This is a genomic window from Kushneria sp. EE4 (genome assembly GCF_977968315.1).
Window position 1 is genome coordinate 3234940 of the sequence record NZ_OZ386212.1, and the last position, 17728, is coordinate 3252667.

Sequence of the window (17728 nt, forward strand, 5' to 3'; positions counted from 1 at the left end):
CGGTGAGAATCGATGGCCCCTCTCTTCTATCATTGAACGCACCCTGATGCCTGACAAGACATGCCTGGACCATGGTCGTGCGTCGACCTATGTCCAATGGCTGTCGCACGGGGGCAGGTAGACACTGCCTGGTAAGAGCTCTTAATTAAATCAAGACTGATGGAAGCAACGTCATGACACGCCCGATTTACCCCGATCTGAAAGACCGTCGCATCGTCGTGACCGGTGGCGGTTCCGGTATCGGTGAAGGCATCGTGCACGCCTTTGCCGAGCAGGGCGCCGAGGTGCATTTTCTCGACATTATCGATGAGGCCGAGGCGCTTGCCGAGTCGCTGGGCACGCACGTGCACTTTCACCGCTGCGATCTTACCGACCCGAAGGCACTCGATCAGGTGCTCATGGATATCGGCACGGTGGATGTACTGGTCAACAACGCCGCCAACGACGATCGCCACACCCTGGAAGAGGTCACGCCCGAATACTGGGACGACCGCATGGCGATCAATCTGCGCCACCAGGCGCTGGCCGCCCGCGGCGTTGCGGCCGGCATGCGGGCGCAGGGCCATGGCTCGATCATCAACATGGGGTCGATCAGCTGGCATCTGGGCGAGCCCGGTATGGTGCTCTACGAAACCGCCAAGGCCGCCATCGAGGGGCTGACCCGGGCGCTGGCCACCGAACTCGGTGGTAACGGCATTCGGGTTAACTGCGTCATTCCCGGCAACGTGAAAACCCCGCGTCAGTCGCGCTGGCACTCCCCCGAGGATGAGGCGCGGATCGTGACCGAACAGAAGCTCAAGGTGCGCCTGCACCCGCATCACGTCGCAGCCATGGTGCTCTTTCTCGCCTCCGATGCAGCAGGGGGCTGTACGGCGCACAACTACTGGGTGGATGCCGGCTGGCTGTAACGACCCGAGACCCGGCCGGGGTCAACTCTTTATTAAACAATAACGCTCGATAAAACACCGGTTTCAATAAAACAAGATCCCAGGAGTGACCGCCATGCAATCAGAGACTTCGGTTCAGGACGAGGACGGCCGAAAACAGCAGTTCTACGTGTTCGTTATCTGCTGCGTTGCCGCCCTCGGCGGCTTTTTGTTCGGCTTTGACAGCGGGGTCATCAACGGCACCGTGGATGGCCTGCAGGCCGCTTTCAATTCCGAAGCCGCTGGTACCGGCTTCAACGTGGCTTCGATGCTGCTGGGCTGTGCCGGCGGCGCTTTTTTTGCCGGCCGGCTGGCAGACCGCTTCGGCCGACGGATGCTTTTGATCGTGGCGGCGCTTTTTTTCATCGTCAGTGCGTGGGGTTCCGGCGTCTCCCAGGGATCGTTTGAATTCGTGATCTATCGCATCCTTGGCGGTATCGCGGTGGGCGCGGCGAGCGTCATGACCCCGGCCTACATCAGCGAGGTGGCGCCATCTGCCATTCGTGGCCGGCTGGCCACCATTCAGCAGATCGCCATCATTACCGGTCTGTTCATGGCGTTTGTGAGCAACTACCTGCTGGCGCGGGTGGCCGGTGCCTCGACCGCCGAGTTCTGGGGCGGTTTTGAAGCCTGGCGCTGGATGTTCTGGATGGAGCTGGTGCCGGCCGTGATCTTCTTTCTGGCGCTTCTGGGCATTCCGGAAAGTCCGCGCTTTCTGATCAGCAAGGGCGAGGGCAAAAAGGCGCTCAAGGTTCTCAAGACCCTGATGCCGAACAGCGAGGCAGAGCAGAAGGCGAGCGACATTCGTACCTCCCTGCACCGTGAGCGCACCCCCGGCCTGTCCGATCTGGTCAATGGCGCCACCGGGCGCGTCCATCGCATCGTCTGGGTGGGGATCGGCCTTGCCGTGTTCCAGCAACTGGTCGGCATCAACGTGGTGTTCTATTACGGCGCGGTGCTGTGGCAGTCGGTGGGCTTTACCGAAAGCGATGCACTGTTGATCAACATCATCAGCGGCGCGGTCAGTATTGCGGCCTGTCTGGTCACCATCGCAATGGTCGACAAGATCGGGCGCAAGCCGATCCTGTGGGTCGGCTCGGTCGGCATGACGGTGACGCTTGGTATTCTGGCCTATGCCTTCTCGACCGCCGCGATCGTCGACGGTTCGCTGCGTCTGTCCGATAACATGGGCATCGTGGCGCTGCTGGCGGCCAACGTGTACGTCATGTTCTTCAACGGCTCCTGGGGGCCGGTCATGTGGGTCATGCTCGGCGAGATGTTCCCCAACCAGATGCGCGGTTCGGGTCTGGCCGTGGCGGGGCTTTTCCAGTGGCTGGCCAACTTCGGCATCACCATGACCTTCCCGATCATGCTGGCCGGTATCGGTCTGGGCGGGGCCTATGGCATCTACGCCTTCTTTGCGCTGCTCTCGGTATTTTTCGTCTTCAAGATGGTCAGGGAAACGCGCGGTCGTGAGCTCGAAGACATGGCCTATGAGTGATACCGCCATCCATTCTTGATGTCTGCATCATGTCGCCCGGCCATTGTGCCGGGCGATTTTTTTGATATCTGTTTTTAACATCAGCGCCGTTGCTATACGGGGGGTTCATATCGAGTGTGTCGCCCCGCAGATGCCCCGAAAGTGGTGCGTAACTTTAGTCTCAGCGCCCGTGTCAGGCGTTTCGCCCACAGGTGCCCTCCCTGCTGGCCCGGCCCGTTACCGATAGCCAATCGGGTATCACTTTGCGTTACAGGACGCATTAGTCGTCGCTTAAGTCGACCCGTATGTTGATCCCAGTGTGTCAGTGGCGCGCTCTGTCGCCCCTGCGCACCCACGAACAACAAACTGCCCCACAAGGGCCCGGAGTACACGATGTCCCTGCTACCTGCCGTTACCCGCGTCATTGCCACCACGCTCATGGCCCTGGTGCCTCTGGGGATGGCCCATGGCAGTGATGACAACGTCAAGATCGGCTTTATCGTCAAAAAGCCCGAACAGGCCTGGTTTATCAACGAGCAGCGCGCCGCCAGCGAACTGGGACAGGAGCAGGGCTTTGGCGTGGTGCGCCTGGCCGGCGAGGATGGCCAGCAGGTGCTCAGCGCCATCGATAACCTCAACGCCCAGGGCGCGCAGGGCTTTGTGATCTGTCCGCCGGATGTCCGCCTTGGCATGGCGATCGCCAATCGGGCGAAGCAGTACGGCATGAAGGTCGTCACCGTGGACGATCAGTTCGTCGGCAGCGACGGCGAGCCGCTGGAGGGCGTTCCCCATCTGGGCATGTCGGGCTACAAGATCGGCCAGCAGGTCGGCAGCGCCATCGCCGAAGAGATGCAGCGTCGCGGCTGGGACATGGAAAATACCGGCGCGCTGCGCATCTCCAACAACGAGCTGCCCACCGCACGCGAGCGCACTGATGGCGCCACCCAGGCCCTGCTTGATGCCGGTTTCAGCAAGGACAACGTGATCGACGCGCCGCAACAGAACACCGATACCACCAGCGCCTTCTCGGCGGCCTCGCCGATGTTTTCCAAGTACGGCAAATTCGATCACTGGGTGATCTACGCCCTCAACGAGGAAAGCGTACTGGGTGGCGTGCGCGCCAGCGAGCAGTACGGCCTGTCACCGGATCAGGTCATCGGGGTCGGTATCAACGGCTCGGGTGCCGCCTTTGCCGAGTTCTCGCGTGAAAGGCCCACCGGCTTCTACGGCACCGTCGCGGTCAGCTCGACCATGCACGGTCGCCAGAGCGCCGAGAACCTCTATCAGTGGATCACCGAGGATGAAATGCCGCCGGCCAACACCGAGACCACCGGGACCCTGATGACCCGGGACAACTGGGAAGGCGTGCGTGAGGAGCTGCAGCTGTGAGTTCGGCCCCGGCCACGGCAATGCCCGGCGTGACCGAGACCGACCCCTGGCTTTCGGTGGAAAACGTCACCGTCGAGTTCCCGGGCGTTCGGGCCCTTGATGACGTGAGCTTCAGCGCCCGTGCCGGTGAAGTGCACGCCCTGATGGGCGAAAACGGCGCCGGCAAGTCGACCCTGCTCAAGGTGTTGAGCGGCGTGAACCGCGTCACCGACGGCGCGGTTCTGATCGGGGGCGAGCGCCACGTCTTTGCCAACGCTCGCGAGGCACTGCGCCTGGGCATTGCGATCATCTATCAGGAGCTCACACTCTCGCCCAACCTGTCGGTGGCGGAAAACCTGCTGCTGGGCCAGCTGCCGCAGCACTACGGCATCGTCGATCGAAAGCGCCTGCGCGAGCGGGCGCTCGGCATTCTCGAGGAGCTAGGCGAGGGCAGCGTGCATCCGGCCACGAAAGTGCGTGATCTCTCGATCGGTCAGCAGCAGATGATCGAGATCGGTCGGGCGCTGCTGCGCGACGCCCGCATTATTGCCTTTGACGAGCCGACCAGCTCGCTGTCGGTACAGGAGACGCGCCAGCTCAAGCGCATCGTCCAGCGCCTGCGCGATGAAGGCCGGGTGGTGCTGTATGTCACCCACCGCATGGAAGAGGTCTTCGAGATGTGCGACGCCGTCACGGTCTTTCGCGACGGGCGCCATATCTGTACTCACGACGCCATGGCGGGGCTCACCCAGGACCAGCTGGTCAGCGAGATGGTCGGGCGTGATATCGAGGACGTCTACGGCTATCGCGCCCGCGAGCCTGGCGAGGTCATCCTGAAGGTGGACGCGCTGGAAGGCCGCGGGCTCAAGTCCCCGGTAAGCTTCGAGGTTCGCCGCGGCGAAGTGTTCGGGTTTTTCGGGCTGGTCGGCGCCGGTCGCAGCGAGCTGTTGCGGCTGGTGTGCGGCGTGGAAACCCCGAAAGCCGGCGAGATTCACTTCAACGGCCGCAGCGGGCGGTTTGGCTCCCCCGGAGAGGCAATTCGGGCCGGCATCGCCATGTGTCCGGAGGATCGCAAGTCGCAGGGCATCTTTCCGGTGGCCAGCGTCACCGACAACCTCAACATCAGCTGCCGGCGCTTTTTCAAGCGTCTGGGGCTGTGGCGCGACCCAAAGCGCGAGCTTGAAAACACCCGCGACTATATCCAGAAGCTGCGCATTCGCACCCCGGGCCCGCGCACCCGCATCAGCACGCTCTCCGGCGGCAACCAGCAAAAGGTCATCCTGGCGCGCTGGCTCTCCGAGCAGATCGAGCTGTTCGTGATGGACGAGCCCACCCGCGGCATCGATGTCGGTGCGCGGCGCGATATCTACAACCTGCTGTATGACCTGGCCGATCAGGGCAAGGCGGTGGTGGTCATCTCGAGCGATCTGACCGAGGTCAGCGCGATCTGTGATCGCATCGGCGTGATGCGCAGCGGGGCACTGGTCGACATTGTTGATCGTGGCGCCGCCACGCCCGAGCGGCTGCTGGGACTGGCGCTGCCGTCCTGATGCCGGGATACGGTCAATAACAACAGGCAATAACAACACGATGTCTGGAGAAGAGTGAATCATGAGTAGCGACAAGAGCGTTCACGCCGACGACAGCGGTCAGGCCCCCGGACGACAGGGTCTGATGAAGCCGCTTCGCACCCTGCTGGACACCTCCGGGCTGATTGCCATTTTCATCGTGCTCTTTATCGCGCTGGCGGTGGCGATCCCTGATTTTCTGACCAGTCGCAACATGGTCGGTCTGCTGCTGTCGGTGACCATCATCGGCACCATCGCCACCACCATGATGATGGTACTGGCCCTGGGTGAGGTGGATCTGTCGGTCGCCTCGATCGTCGCCTTTGCCGGCGTCAGCGCCGCGGTCATCACCAGCGCGTCAGGCAGCGTGCTGATCGGTGCGCTGGGGGGCATCGCCGCCGGGGCGCTGGTAGGCGTGTTCAACGGCTTCGTGGTGGCCCGCTTTGGCATCAATTCCCTGATCGCCACGCTTGCTGCCATGGAGTTCGTGCGCGGGCTGGCCTACATCACCTCCGGCGGTGATGCGGTGATGATCACCGTGCCGGGCTTTTTCGAACTGGGCAGCGCCTCCTTTCTGGGGCTGACCCTGCCGGTATGGACCATGATCATCTGTTTTGTGATCTTTGGCTTTGTGCTCAATCTCACCGCGTTCGGGCGCAACGTGCTGGCCACCGGCGGCAATCCGGAGGCGGCGGCGCTGGCCGGGGTCAACGTGCGCCGGCTCAAGATCATCGTGTTCGGCCTGCAGGGATTGGTCGCCGGTATCGCCGGGGTGCTTTTGACCTCGCGCATGGGACTGGGCGACCCGAATACCTCGATGGGGCTGGAGCTGGCGGTCATCTCGGCCTGTGTGCTGGGGGGCGTGGCGCTTTCCGGCGGGGTGGCCTCGATCACCGGCGTGCTGGTGGGCGTTTTGATCATGGGCTGCGTGCAAAACGCCATGGGGCTTTTGAACGTGCCGACCTTCTATCAGTATCTGGTGCGCGGGGCGATTCTGCTGCTGGCGGTGCTGTTTGACCGCTGGAAACAGCAGCGGCGTCAGCGGGCCTGATCAGACAGTCATTGTGGTTTCAACGGGAAGGAGCGTGCCATGAAAGGACAGTCCCTGCGGTTTTGTCTGGGCCTGAGCGCCGGTCTGCTGTGTGCCGGTACCGGTCAGTCGATGGCGGCGTCTGCACCGATGCCGCCGAACGTTGAGCAGTTCGTGTTTGGCACGCTGCCCGACGGGCGCACCGTGCACGGCTATCGCATCTCCAATGATCGGCAGCTGCGCATGGAGGTGATCGAGTACGGCGGCATCATCACCTCGCTTGAAACGCCGGACCGCAATGGCCACATGGCCGATATCGTGCTGGGCTTCAATTCGCTGGAGGACTACCGGTCGCCGGCCTATCAAAAGCTCAACCCCTACTTCGGCGCGCTGATCGGGCGCTACGGCAATCGCATCGCGGACGGGCGCTTTACGCTGGAGGGCCAGACGTATCAGTTGGCCACCAACGATGGCCCCAACCACCTGCACGGCGGCGATGAAGGCTTCAATCAGAAGCTCTGGCAGGCCACACCGTTTTCCTCGAGCGAGGGCAGCGGCGTGGTGATGCGCTACACCAGCGCCGACGGCGAGGAGGGCTATCCGGGCGAGCTGGCCGTCGAGGTCAAATACACCCTGACCCATGACGACCGGCTTGCCATCGACTACAGCGCGCGCACCACAAAGGCCACCCCGGTCAATCTGACCCAGCACAGCTACTTCAACCTGGACGGCGAGGGCAGCGCGAGCATCCTCGATCACGTCATGACGATCGATGCCGCCGCCTATACGCCGGTCAACGAGACGCTGATTCCCACCGGCGAGATTGCCTCTGTTGCCGGCACGCCGTTTGATTTCACCACGCCCATGCCGATCGGGGCGCGCATCGAAGCCGACAACGAGCAGCTCGATCGTGGCCAGGGCTACGATCACAACTTCGTGCTCAAGCGTGCGTCGTCCTCAACGCCCGAGCGGGCCGCGCGGGTCACCTCGCCGGCCAGTGGGCGCGTGCTGGAGGTCGAAACGACCGAGCCGGGCCTGCAGTTCTATTCGGGGAATTTTCTGGATGGCAGCGTCAGTGGCAAAAGCGGGCGCGCCTATGGTCAGCGCTCGGGACTGGCGCTGGAGACCCAGCACTTCCCGGATTCGCCCAATCAGTCGGGCTTCCCTTCCACCATTCTCCAGCCCGGCGAGACGCTTGAAAGCCACACGGTCTATCGCTTCACCACTGAAGACTAATCCTCGCGTCACGCCACACAAACAGCGCCCCGCGGCATCTGCCGCGGGGCGCTGTTGTATCCACCGATGTCGCAGGCGTTGGTCAGGGCTTTTTATCACCCAGCCCGCACTGTCCCGACGCGCAGCTCTCACAGCGCTGGCGGCCGGTCAGCCAGCCCGAGATGCGATAGCGCCTGGGGGCAAACCACAGATAGACCCGGTCGGCCACGGGGCGAATCAGCGGCCAGCGCAGCGGCGCGGTCAACCAGCCGCGGCCGACCAGCGACCAGGCGCGGTGAGTCACATCCAGCCCGCGAATGCGCTTGCCGTCGACGTCGCCCAGCAAAATGGCGCTGGCCTCCTCACGATCCACGTTCGGGTAGCGGCTCGTGAAATTCTCGGCGTGAATGTCTTCAAACGCGATGCGCTGATCGCGGTCGAGTCGCTTGAGGTGGTTGATCTCGTTGACGCACAGCGGGCAAGTGCCGTCATAAAACAGCGTCAGATCGGCCATGGAAGGCTCCCGGCGGGTGAAGAGACATGGGTAACAGGATAGCCCATGGGAGGCCCCGGCGGGGGATGGCCGCCTCGGATCAACGCTTCGAACCTCGTGTAAGGGGACTGACACCTCGGCGTGCTACAACATGGCCCTCATGTATCGGGTGAGATGGTTGCCCGACCGGTAAACCGGGGGCTTTCATGTCTGAGGTTGCTCGTTTGAACAGTCGCGTCGGTGAGGTTTTTCTGGCCTTTCTGATGCTGGGCCTGACCGCCTTTGGCGGGCCCATCGCGCATCTGAGCTATTTCCGCAATGAGTTTGTCACGCGGCGTCGCTGGCTATCGGAGCAGGACTACGCCGATCTGGTGGCGCTGTGCCAGTTTCTGCCGGGCCCGGCCAGCAGCCAGGTGGGCTTTGCGCTGGGGCTGATGCGCGCCGGCGGCCGGGGAGCCGCGGCGGCATGGACGGCCTTTACCCTGCCCTCCGCCGTGGTGCTGGTACTGTTCGCGCTGGGTTCGGCGGTCATGGACGGGCCCGTCAGTCAGGGCATCATCCACGGCCTCAAGGTGGCCGCGGTGGCCATCGTGGCCCATGCCGTGTGGGGGATGGCGCAAAATCTCTGCCCCGACAAGCGCCGTGTCGGCATTGCGCTGGTGGCAGTGCTGATGGCGCTGTTGGTAGGCGGCTCGGCGGGTCAGGTGGGGGCGATCGTGATCGGTGCTGTGGTCGGGCTGTTCTGGTGTCGGAGGCAGGGCGTGCCGGCGGCGCATGACATGGCGCCTGGCGTCTCGCGACGGGTCGGGCGGTTTGCAGCGATCGGCTTTGTCGCGCTGCTGGCCGGGCTGCCCCTGCTGGCCTGGGCCACGCCATCGCTTGTCGTTGCCATGATGGACGCCTTCTATCGAGCCGGCGCACTGGTCTTCGGCGGCGGCCATGTGGTGCTGCCGCTACTGGAATCCGGGGTCGTGCAGACCGGCTGGGTTTCGGAGGATGATTTTCTGACCGGCTATAGCGTCGCCCAGGCCGTGCCGGGGCCGCTGTTTACTTTTGCCGCCTATCTGGGCGCGGTGATCGCGCCGGGAACGGGCGCGCTGATGGGCGCGGTGCTTGCGCTGCTGATGATCTTTCTGCCCGGCATGCTGCTGCTGGTCGCCGTGCTGCCCTGGTGGCACGACTTGCGGCAGCTGGCGCGCGTTCAGGGGGTGATGCGCGGTGCCAATGCCGCGGTGGTCGGCATTCTGGGTGCGGCGCTCTATCAGCCGGTCTGGACCAGCGCCATTGTCGGCCCTCGTGAGTTCGTGCTGGCCCTGACGGGCTTTTTGCTGCTGGGCGTCTGGAAGCTGCCCGCCTGGGCCGTGGTGATCGCGATGGCCACCGGCGGGCTGCTCATTACCCTATAGGCGTGTTGCCTGCCTTTGAGCCGACAGCGCTCAGCCGGTGCCGGCAAGCTGAAGCACCAGCGGCATGGCCAGCATCGCCAGCAGCGTCTGGCCGGTGATGATCGCCGCCATCAGCTCGGCATCGCCGCCGAGCTGGCGGGCCAGAATGTAGGCAGACGTTGCCGTGGGCAGCGCGGCAAAGAGCAGCGCCACGTTGCGCTCCACGCCGTGCAGTCCCACCAGCCAGGCAAGGCCCGCCACCAGCAGCGGCGTGACCACAAGCTTCACCGCGCTTGAAAGCCAGAATGCCCGCCCACCGCGCCATAGCGCGCTCAGACGCAGCGCCACCCCCACGGCCACCAGCCCCAGCGGCAGGGCGGCCTGTCCCAGAAGCTCAAGGGCCGGCTCGGTCACGCCGGGCAGACCGATACCGCTGACGTTGAGGGCCACCCCCACCAAACAGGCCAGAATCAAGGGATTGCGCAAAAGCGCCAGCACGCTTTTGCCCACGCTGGCCGGCCCCTGCGTGCCGGAGACGATAAAGGCCAGCACGCACAGGATATTGGCCGTGGGCACCGTCAGCGCGATGGCCACCGCCGCCACGGTCAGGCCCGGCTCGCCGTAAAGCGCCGCCGCGCCGGCCACGCCGACATAGGTGTTAAAGCGCACCACGCCCTGAAACGCCGAGGTGAACGCCGGCGGTGACAGGGCCAGTCGAGCGCGCGCCAGCCACAGCGCGCCTCCCAGGGTGATCATGGTGCCCAGCAGGGTCACGGCCAGCGCCAGCACCGACACCTGACTGACCTCTGCCGTGGCAAGGGCTGCCACCAGCATGGCGGGAAAGAGCAGGTAGTAGATGACGCGCTCGAGCCGCGGCCAGAAGTCACCGCCGGGAAAACGCGCCCGGCCCAGCACCGCACCCAGCGCGATCAGGGCAAAGAGCGGGGCCAGCGCATCAACGATACCGGTCATGGGGGCGTTCCCGGAAAGCGCTAGCGCGCCAGAAAATCGATCGCCGCCAGATAGCCGAAGCTGCCCATGCCGGCGATGACGGCCTCGGCGCGGGCGGAGACATACGAATGATGGCGAAACGCCTCGCGGGTATGGATGTTGGACAGATGCACTTCCACGACCCGACCCTCGAACGCCTTGAGCGCGTCCAGAAGCGCCACCGAAGTGTGCGACCACGCCGCCGGGTTGATAACGATGGCATCAAAGCGTCCGCGCGCCTCATGGATGCGATCGAGCATCACGCCTTCGTGGTTGGTCTGCAAAAAATCGGTCCCCACGCCCTTGTCGAAGGCGCGGTGGCGAATGGCATTTTCGATGTCGGCAAGCGTTTCATGACCGTAGATGTCCGGTTCGCGCTTGCCCAGCAGGTTCAGATTGGGGCCGTTGAGGATTAAAACGTTCATCGTGACTCCGGACGGATGGGGCGTGACGCGGCATACGCCGGATCATAGGCGATATCGCGGGACGGCGCACATTCCGGGATCGTGCCGGGCACCGGGGTCAGCGCGGCGGTGCGCCGTGCAGACGCGACTGCGCCGCCAGTCGAATCGGTGCGTTGGCCGCGCCGAAGTGGGCGTAATTCCCGCGGCGTTCAACGACTTCAAAATGAAAGCACCCGGCAAATACTTCAGTGTAGGCGTGGAAGAACTCGCCCTCTTCGTTTCGATCGTAAAGGACGTTGCGACGGCGCATGGCCTCCAGAAGCAGGTCATCAAGCTCGATCCGGGCGGCCAGGTCGTCGTAATAGTTGTCCGGAATGGGCAGCAGCGTCACGCCGTTGGCGATCAATCGATCCAGCGTGGCAAAGATGTCATCGGTGGCCAGAGCAATCTGCTGGATGCCGCCGCGGCCCTCGTTCATGAAACGCCCGGGCAGTGTCTCGACGGCAGGCGAGGTGTTCAGCGCCATGCGGATGGTGCTGTCATGGCTGATCAGGGCCTGGCTGAAGATCAGGCCGTTGGGATCGGCCAGCTCGTTTTCGCCATCGGCATCAAAGTCGAAGACGGTACGAAAGAACAGCTGCCAGCGCAGCATCTGCGTCGGCGCCACCGCCGTTGAAAGGTGATCGATGCCGGTGATGCCGGCCTCGATGCGCGCGGGCGCCTCGAACAGGTTGAAATCGGTCCGCCACTGTCGATCGCGGGCGGTCTCGGGGTCGACCAGATAGATCAGGCTGTCATTGATGCCACGTACGGCCGGCAGGCGCATCTCGCCGGGGCCCACGGGCCCGTCATGGGCGCGGGCGCCGAAAGCGCGGGCGCGTGCCATGGTCAGGCCGGGGTTGTCGGCACGAAAGCCGACGGCACACACCGAGATGCCGTGCATGAGCCGGTAGGTATGGGCAAAGGTGTGCGTGTCCATGTTGAGCACCAGATGGACCTCGCCCTGACGCCAGAGCTCGATGTTCTTGGAGCGGTGATGGCCGATATGACAAAAGCCGAGCAGGGCCAGCATCCGGCCCAGCGCCCTGGCCTGCGAGGCATCGAGGGTGAACTCCAGAAAGTGAATGCCCCGAAAGGTCGGCGACGTGGCCAGCGCGTCAGAGGCGGTCGCCTCATCCCGCAGATGCTCGGCCAGAATCATCGAGCGCATGCCATCGAGTGCCGTGTCGCGGGCGCAGGCCATGCGAAAATCGGTATTGAATATCTCGTGCGACAGCGGCCCGGCATAGCCCGTACGCCCCAGCGCGCGCATGAAACCTGCCATATCCAGACCGCCCTGGCCTGGAAAGCAGCGATAGTGGCGGCTCCAGTTGAGCAGGTCCATCTGTTTGACGGGCGCATCGGCCAGATGCACCAGCGAAATGCGCTCGCCCGGAATGTCGGCGATCGGGGCGGTGGGCAGGCCGGGCGCGAGCACGTGAAAGCTGTCCAGCACCAGCCCCAGTGCGGGATGATCGGCGCGCTCGACGATCGCCCAGGCGTGGCGGTAGTCGTTGACATGGCGTCCCCAGGCCAGCGCCTCGAAGCCGATGCGCAGACCGTGGGCGGCGGCCCGCTCGGCGAGTTCGCGCAGATCCTCGGCGGCGCGGGCATCGTCGTCCACGCCAAGTGCCGAGGTGTTGCTGCAGATCAGCATGAAATCGGTGCCCAGCGCCTTCATCAGGGCGAACTTGCGCTCGGCGCGGGCGAAATTGCGGCTGCGCTGCGGCTCGGGCATGGCCTCGAAATCGCGAAAGGGCTGCAGTGCAATGATGGTCAGGCCCAGCGACTCGGCCAGCGCCCGCACGGCCTCCGGGGTGCCGCCCCAGGAGAGCAGATCGTTTTCAAAGATTTCAATGCCGTCATAGCCGGCCCGGGCCACGGCCTCGAACTTGGCGCCCAGATCACCGCTGAGAGAGACGGTCGCAATCGCTCGCATCCTGGCTACTCCACGAACTGTATCGAAACGAAAGGGGGGTGCCGCCTGGGATCAATGCTCAAAAAACACCGTCTCGCGTGCGCCCTGAAGATGAATGTCAAAGCGATAGACCCCGTCTGTCTCGCATCGGGCCAGCAGGGTCGCACGGCGCTCGGCGGGTACCCCGGTCAGTACCGGGTCGGCGTCGTTGTCTTCATCCTCGAAATAGATCCGGGTGGCCAGCGTGTGCAGCAGACCGCGAGCCATCAGGTGTATTGCGATGTGCGGGGCCTCTTCGCCCGCCCTGCCCGGCTTGAGCGTGGCCACCGAGAAGCTGCCGTCCTCCCGGGTGGCGATACGGCCAAAGCCGTCGAAATCGGCCCGGGCAGCGTCGGTATGAAAGTGCCCTGCGCCGTCGGGCTGCCAGAGCTCCAGCATGGCGTCGTTGACCGGCGCGCCGGCGCCGTCCAGCAACCGTCCTTCAATTAGAATGCGCCGGCCCGGGGGCAGATCATCGCCCCGGATCAGGGTGATATCACCCCTGGGCAGCAGCGCCTCGTGGAAAAAGGGGCCAACGGTCTGCGTGCCGGTGGGCAGATGCGCCGGCCGGGCGGGCGCCTCGTGCTCGGCCTGCATGATCTCCTGCGGGGTCGGGATGTGCTCAGGGGTCTCGCGGTGGGTCATGTGGTTACTCCAGCGGGGTGCCGTGGGGGCCCAGGAACATGTCAAAGCGATAGCCCAGCGCCTGACCGGGGATATCAAAGCGCCGGTCATAGCGGGCGACCATCAGCTCGCGCACGCGCCGGTCGGGGTTGGCCATGAAGATCGGGTCGATGGCCAGAAGCGGGTCGCCGGGGAAATACATCTGCGTGATCAGGCGCTGGGAAAAGGTCGCCCCCAGCACCGAGAAATGGACATGCGCCGGGCGCCAGCCGTTGAAGTGGTTGCCCCACGGATAGGCGCCGGGCGCGATGGAGATAAAGCGGTAATACCCCTGCGCGTCGGTGAGGGTGCGCCCGGCGCCGGAAAAGTTGGGGTCCAGCGGGGCCGGGTGCTGATCCTTTTTGTGGGTATAGCGACCCGAGGCGTTGGCCTGCCACAGCTCGATGAGCGCATGGGGAAGGGGCTGACCGTCGGTGGTGCGTACCTGCCCGGCGATCACGATCTTTTGTCCCAGCGGGGCGCCATTGTGCTGAACGGTCAGGTCGCTGTCCTCGCGCCCCAGGTTGTGATGGCCGTAGACCGGCGCGGTGCGCTCGGCCAGACCGCCCCGGGTAATGATGAGATTGTTGCGTGGCCCGCGCAGTCGCGTGGACTGGTAGGCGTCAAAGACCTGTGGGGGCTGGTGCTGCTCTACCGGGCCATTGAGGGTCGGGTTGAAACCGTAATCGGAATCGACGGGCATGGTGACGTCATCCTTGTCATTGATCACTCCAGCCGTGCTGGCGGGCCAGTGAAAACGCGTGGTTGGCGGCCGGGACGCCGGCATAGGTTGCGACATGCGTCAGAACCTGGCGCAGCTGAGCTTGTGTCACGCCGGTGCGATGGGCCGTTTTCAGGTGCAGGGTCAGCTCACCGTCGCGGCCCAGCGCGGCCAGAATTGCCAGCGTGATCATGCTGCGCTGGGTGACCGACAGCGTCTCGTCACCCCAGAGCTCACCCCAGGCGGTGCGGGTAATCAGGGACTGAAAGGGCATGTCCAGTTCGGTGGCGCCGGCCAGCGAGCGTGCCACGTGGTCAGGGCCCAGCACCCGGCGGCGCACTTCCAGACCCGCCTCGAAGCTGACGCCCTCCTGACGCGGCGTCAGCGGCTCGCGCAGCGCCGTGTGGAGATGGCCTGCCATGGTCTCGGGCGCCTCGACGGCGGGCACATGGCCGACGTTGTCCAGCAGGATCACGGGGGCTTCATCGAGCAGATGGCCCAGTGCCTCCAGACCCACCGGCGGGGTGGCCGGATCGTCCCGGCCGCCCAGCAGGGTCAGCGGTGGCAGTACCGCCGCCAGCTCGTTGCGTGAGGTGGCAAAGCCTGCCAGCGCCTCGCAGAGCCGGGCATAGCTTTCGCCGTCGCTTCGGGCGAGCTGATCCGTCCAGCCCTCGACCAAATCAATGGCAGCGGCCCGTGTGGCCGGCGAGAACCAGCGTTCGGCAATGCCGGCGGCCATGGCAGGCAGGCCATCGCGTCGAACGCGCCCGGCGCGGTCGTGCCAGGACTGCGGCGTGGCGAGGGTGGCGCCGGTGCTGGTCAGCACCAGCCGGTTCAAACGCTCGGGCGCATGGCGCAGCAGGGTCTGACCGATGGCGGCACCGATCGAGGTGCCCACGAAGTGAAAGCGCTCGGCGCCGGCTGCATCGGCCAGCGCCAGAGCGTCATCGGCCAGACCTTCAAGCGTCACGGGTGCCGTGATACCGGCGCTGGCGCCGTGGCCCGGCAGGTCCCAGCTCAATACTCGAAAATGGGACGTCAGGTGAGAGACGAGCTCATCCCAGATGCCCTGATGCATGCCCAATGGATGGGCCAGCATCAAAAGCGGTGCTGCCTCGGGGCCGGTCAGGCGCCAGGCAATCCGGCGCTGATGTCGAACAAGAAAGCGCATGATGACCTCGCAGAGGAAGGCGTCGCGATGGCAACCGAAGGTGCCCGCCCATGGCCAGGGGAGCTTTTGCATTCTGGTGGGGGCGGTCGGCAGCAGGTGTGCCGATGTGCGCCTGCCAGCGACAAATGCGCGCACGTTAGACGATTGTTGCTCGGGGGAAGGTCGGAAAGTCTTACGACCCCTCAGGCAGGGGCAGGGAAGACGGTAGAAGGGGGTGGCCAAAGTGTGGTGGACAGCGCCCCGCTATCGGGACAGATGGGCAAGCACTCGCTGGATCTGAGCATGACTACTGCCTGTATCGACGACGGCATCGGCCGGGACCGTCACGGCGAGATGGCGTGCCATGGCCTCACCATGGACCTCCAGCCCTTCGGCAATGACGGCAAGCTGCTCAAGCGCCCCTTCAAGAAGCTGCTGGGTGTCGATCAGCGCCGTCCATTCGCTGTGCCATTCGCCGGCGGCGCGCTCCAGCGGCTGGCTGGCGGCATGAATGACGGTGGTCACGTGGCCGTGAATGCGCCGGCTGGCGGCGCGGATCAGGGTAGCGCGCACGGGATTGCGCTTGTGGGCCATGGAGGAGGAGCCGCCCACGCCCTCACCGGCAGGCTCTGAAAGCTCCTGAAGCTCGCTCTGGGCCAGCAGGATGATATCGCCGGCGATCTTGTCGGCGGCGACCGCCAGGCCATCAAGGGCCGTCATCAGGGCATGGATCGGCTGACGGTTGGTATGCCAGGGCAGCAGGGGCGCGCGAAGGCCCAGCCGCTGGGCCAGCGTCGCCATGACCGCCAGACCGTCAGGCAGGCCACCGTGCACGCCCACCGGGCCGCCAAACTGGACCGGCAGACCCGCTGCATCGATATCGGCCAGTCGGCTGCGCGCTTCATCCAGCTGCACCGCCCACTGCGCGGCGCGCACGCCAAAGGTAGTGGGCAGTGCCTGCTGCATCAGGGTGCGGCCGATCATGCCGGTATCAGTGTGGGCGCGCATCAACACCGCCAGCGCGTCCAGACTGCGCTCGACAAGGCCCAGCAGTACCGGCAGCCGCTGCGCGCTGAGCTGCATCAGGGCCGTATCGAGCACGTCCTGACTGGTGGCGCCGTGATGACACCACTGTCGCAGCGTCTCGGGCAGCGCGGCCTTCGCCTGCTGCACAAACGGTATCGCGGCGTTGCCGCCCAGCACGGTATCACGCTCAAGCGCGGCGGCGTCGAACACCGCCGGCGTCAGATGGTGCGCCATCGCCCGGTGCGTCCCGGCCGGCAAGATGCCGTGGTGCTCCTCGCTGTCCGCCAGTGCCAGCTCAAAGGCCAGCATGGCCTCGATCAGCGCCGGGGTATCAAAGTGCTCAAGCGCCGCCCGACTCATGAAGGGATGCTGCAACAGCTCGCGTGACATGACGCCTCCTGACGCTTGAGTCGATTGCCGGATCAGTGCTGCTGTGCGCCTGTCTCGGGCACAAAGCGCGGCTTCAAAACGCCGTCGAGATCGCTGTAGGGAATGGTCAGTGTCGGCTGGCCGATGGCGTAGGGCCCCAGGGTATAGACGCCATAGGTGACGGCCATGTTGTCCTCGAGCGGGGCGGCGTTGTCGCTGGGCGAGAACGGCCAGTCTTCGGGGTCGAGATCGCGTGCCTGTTCGCTGTCTTTCATCCAGCGCTGCCAGGCGCTTTCCAGCGCTGCCTCGAAAGCCGGCTTCTGCCCTGGCTTGAGCATGTCGTCCAGCGTCACGATCTGACGGGTTCTTTCATCGATGACCATATAGGCCGTGCCCGGCAGGCCGTGGGCGCCGCCGGTCATGACATAGCTTTGAAGCTCGAGAACCAGCAGATCGTCGTGGTGACCGATCTGGCTGGCTTCCAGCGAGGTGTGATAGGGGCGCGGGTTGTCGCTTTCTTCGTTGGCGCGGGCGCTCTGGTCGAAGAAATCCTCGGCGTAGGCGTCTACCGTCGCAGGCAGCGCGTCCTCATCCACCGAGGCATCACTGATCGGGCTGCCCATGCGCACCAGGCGTCGCGCCACCTCATCGGTCAGTGCCGGGTCGTTGTCGAATTCGACCGTGCGAACCTCAACACTGGCGCAGTCATCGCCTTCGCAGTCCGGTGGCGTGAGCGTGCGGTTGACGAAGGTGGGCGAGAGGCCCTGCTGCTGATCCGGCGTGTCGGTGGCCTCAATGGTGGTCGAGGCGCTGTCCCGATCATCAACGGTCTGGTCATCGCCGGTCTGGTCGCAGGCGGTGAGTGTGAGCAGCAGTGCCGGCACGGCCAGCCATCGGTAGCGTGTTGAGGTCATCATGGGGTGTCTCTGTTCCAACGGGTGGTC

At 64.7% G+C, this 17728-nt stretch carries 16 protein-coding genes; 7 read left to right on the forward strand and 9 right to left on the reverse strand.

The features are described 5' to 3' along the window. Positions 1 to 173 precede the first annotated feature (173 nt). The 6 genes from ACXMYO_RS14660 (at position 174) to ACXMYO_RS14685 (ending at position 7608) form a co-directional block, all read left to right on the forward strand. Positions 174 to 908: an SDR family NAD(P)-dependent oxidoreductase gene (locus ACXMYO_RS14660; RefSeq protein WP_457809258.1), complete on the forward strand. Its 735-nt coding sequence runs from the start codon at positions 174 to 176 to the stop codon at positions 906 to 908. Positions 909 to 1002: 94 nt separating this feature from the next. Then, entirely contained in the window at positions 1003 to 2427 is a 1425-nt protein-coding gene (locus ACXMYO_RS14665; protein ID WP_457809259.1) for a sugar porter family MFS transporter, read from the forward strand. Between the two features lie 417 nt (positions 2428 to 2844). Then, the gene (locus ACXMYO_RS14670; protein ID WP_457809500.1) at positions 2845 to 3795 is read left to right on the forward strand and encodes an arabinose ABC transporter substrate-binding protein; all 951 of its coding nucleotides are present in this window, start codon (positions 2845 to 2847) and stop codon (positions 3793 to 3795) included. Positions 3796 to 3815: 20 nt separating this feature from the next. Further along, complete coding sequence (gene araG, locus ACXMYO_RS14675) at positions 3816 to 5324, forward strand: L-arabinose ABC transporter ATP-binding protein AraG (protein WP_457809501.1); 1509 nt, start codon at positions 3816 to 3818, stop codon at positions 5322 to 5324. Positions 5325 to 5385: 61 nt separating this feature from the next. Next, on the forward strand, positions 5386 to 6393 hold the full coding sequence (araH, locus tag ACXMYO_RS14680) for an L-arabinose ABC transporter permease AraH (RefSeq protein WP_438765645.1): 1008 nt from the start codon (positions 5386 to 5388) through the stop codon (positions 6391 to 6393). A gap of 39 nt (positions 6394 to 6432) precedes the next feature. Beyond that, positions 6433 to 7608: an aldose epimerase family protein gene (locus ACXMYO_RS14685; protein WP_457809260.1), complete on the forward strand. Its 1176-nt coding sequence runs from the start codon at positions 6433 to 6435 to the stop codon at positions 7606 to 7608. An 82-nt stretch (positions 7609 to 7690) separates the two neighbouring features. Here the strand turns inward: ACXMYO_RS14685 and ACXMYO_RS14690 are convergent, their stop codons facing one another. Further along, positions 7691 to 8101, reverse strand: coding sequence for a thiol-disulfide oxidoreductase DCC family protein (locus ACXMYO_RS14690; protein ID WP_457809261.1), 411 nt, complete (start codon positions 8099 to 8101; stop codon positions 7691 to 7693). Positions 8102 to 8286: 185 nt separating this feature from the next. Here ACXMYO_RS14690 and chrA point away from each other — a divergent pair, with 185 nt between their 5' ends. After that, positions 8287 to 9486 (forward strand): chromate efflux transporter, encoded by a 1200-nt coding sequence (chrA, locus tag ACXMYO_RS14695; RefSeq protein WP_457809262.1) that lies wholly within the window; start codon positions 8287 to 8289, stop codon positions 9484 to 9486. A gap of 30 nt (positions 9487 to 9516) precedes the next feature. On the opposite strand, the gene ACXMYO_RS14700 is transcribed toward chrA, so the two are convergent. The 8 genes from ACXMYO_RS14700 to ACXMYO_RS14735 form a co-directional block, all read right to left on the reverse strand. Then, on the reverse strand, positions 9517 to 10437 hold the full coding sequence (locus ACXMYO_RS14700) for an AEC family transporter (RefSeq protein ID WP_457809263.1): 921 nt from the start codon (positions 10435 to 10437) through the stop codon (positions 9517 to 9519). A 20-nt stretch (positions 10438 to 10457) separates the two neighbouring features. After that, on the reverse strand, positions 10458 to 10880 hold the full coding sequence (gene aroQ, locus ACXMYO_RS14705; RefSeq protein ID WP_457809264.1) for a type II 3-dehydroquinate dehydratase: 423 nt from the start codon (positions 10878 to 10880) through the stop codon (positions 10458 to 10460). Positions 10881 to 10977: 97 nt separating this feature from the next. After that, a complete protein-coding gene (locus ACXMYO_RS14710; RefSeq protein WP_457809265.1) occupies positions 10978 to 12837 on the reverse strand; it encodes a bifunctional sugar phosphate isomerase/epimerase/4-hydroxyphenylpyruvate dioxygenase family protein in 1860 nt (619 codons plus the stop codon). A 51-nt stretch (positions 12838 to 12888) separates the two neighbouring features. Then, positions 12889 to 13500 carry a protocatechuate 3,4-dioxygenase subunit alpha gene (pcaG, locus tag ACXMYO_RS14715; protein WP_457809266.1) on the reverse strand — a complete coding sequence of 204 codons (612 nt, stop codon included), beginning with the start codon at positions 13498 to 13500 and terminating at the stop codon, positions 12889 to 12891. Positions 13501 to 13504: 4 nt separating this feature from the next. Next, positions 13505 to 14221: a protocatechuate 3,4-dioxygenase subunit beta gene (pcaH, locus tag ACXMYO_RS14720; protein WP_457809267.1), complete on the reverse strand. Its 717-nt coding sequence runs from the start codon at positions 14219 to 14221 to the stop codon at positions 13505 to 13507. Positions 14222 to 14237: 16 nt separating this feature from the next. After that, positions 14238 to 15410, reverse strand: coding sequence for a bifunctional 3-oxoadipate enol-lactonase/4-carboxymuconolactone decarboxylase PcaDC (gene pcaDC / locus ACXMYO_RS14725; RefSeq protein ID WP_457809268.1), 1173 nt, complete (start codon positions 15408 to 15410; stop codon positions 14238 to 14240). A 243-nt stretch (positions 15411 to 15653) separates the two neighbouring features. After that, positions 15654 to 16805 (reverse strand): lyase family protein, encoded by a 1152-nt coding sequence (locus ACXMYO_RS14730; RefSeq protein WP_457809269.1) that lies wholly within the window; start codon positions 16803 to 16805, stop codon positions 15654 to 15656. Between the two features lie 32 nt (positions 16806 to 16837). Then, positions 16838 to 17701 (reverse strand): RsiV family protein, encoded by an 864-nt coding sequence (locus tag ACXMYO_RS14735; protein ID WP_457809270.1) that lies wholly within the window; start codon positions 17699 to 17701, stop codon positions 16838 to 16840. Positions 17702 to 17728: the final 27 nt, after the last annotated feature.

Coding starts and splice junctions, on each gene's coding strand:
- ACXMYO_RS14670 (WP_457809500.1), top strand. CDS start 2,845: ATGGCCCTGGTGCCTCTGGGGATGGCCCATGGCAGTGATGACAACGTC.
- ACXMYO_RS14685 (WP_457809260.1), top strand. CDS start 6,433: ATGAAAGGACAGTCCCTGCGGTTTTGTCTGGGCCTGAGCGCCGGTCTG.
- ACXMYO_RS14700 (WP_457809263.1), bottom strand. CDS start 10,437: ATGACCGGTATCGTTGATGCGCTGGCCCCGCTCTTTGCCCTGATCGCG.
- ACXMYO_RS14710 (WP_457809265.1), bottom strand. CDS start 12,837: ATGCGAGCGATTGCGACCGTCTCTCTCAGCGGTGATCTGGGCGCCAAG.
- pcaG (WP_457809266.1), bottom strand. CDS start 13,500: ATGACCCACCGCGAGACCCCTGAGCACATCCCGACCCCGCAGGAGATC.
- ACXMYO_RS14660 (WP_457809258.1), top strand. CDS start 174: ATGACACGCCCGATTTACCCCGATCTGAAAGACCGTCGCATCGTCGTG.
- ACXMYO_RS14730 (WP_457809269.1), bottom strand. CDS start 16,805: ATGTCACGCGAGCTGTTGCAGCATCCCTTCATGAGTCGGGCGGCGCTT.
- pcaDC (WP_457809268.1), bottom strand. CDS start 15,410: ATGCGCTTTCTTGTTCGACATCAGCGCCGGATTGCCTGGCGCCTGACC.
- aroQ (WP_457809264.1), bottom strand. CDS start 10,880: ATGAACGTTTTAATCCTCAACGGCCCCAATCTGAACCTGCTGGGCAAG.
- pcaH (WP_457809267.1), bottom strand. CDS start 14,221: ATGCCCGTCGATTCCGATTACGGTTTCAACCCGACCCTCAATGGCCCG.
- ACXMYO_RS14735 (WP_457809270.1), bottom strand. CDS start 17,701: ATGATGACCTCAACACGCTACCGATGGCTGGCCGTGCCGGCACTGCTG.
- ACXMYO_RS14690 (WP_457809261.1), bottom strand. CDS start 8,101: ATGGCCGATCTGACGCTGTTTTATGACGGCACTTGCCCGCTGTGCGTC.
- chrA (WP_457809262.1), top strand. CDS start 8,287: ATGTCTGAGGTTGCTCGTTTGAACAGTCGCGTCGGTGAGGTTTTTCTG.
- araH (WP_438765645.1), top strand. CDS start 5,386: ATGAGTAGCGACAAGAGCGTTCACGCCGACGACAGCGGTCAGGCCCCC.
- ACXMYO_RS14665 (WP_457809259.1), top strand. CDS start 1,003: ATGCAATCAGAGACTTCGGTTCAGGACGAGGACGGCCGAAAACAGCAG.
- araG (WP_457809501.1), top strand. CDS start 3,816: ATGCCCGGCGTGACCGAGACCGACCCCTGGCTTTCGGTGGAAAACGTC.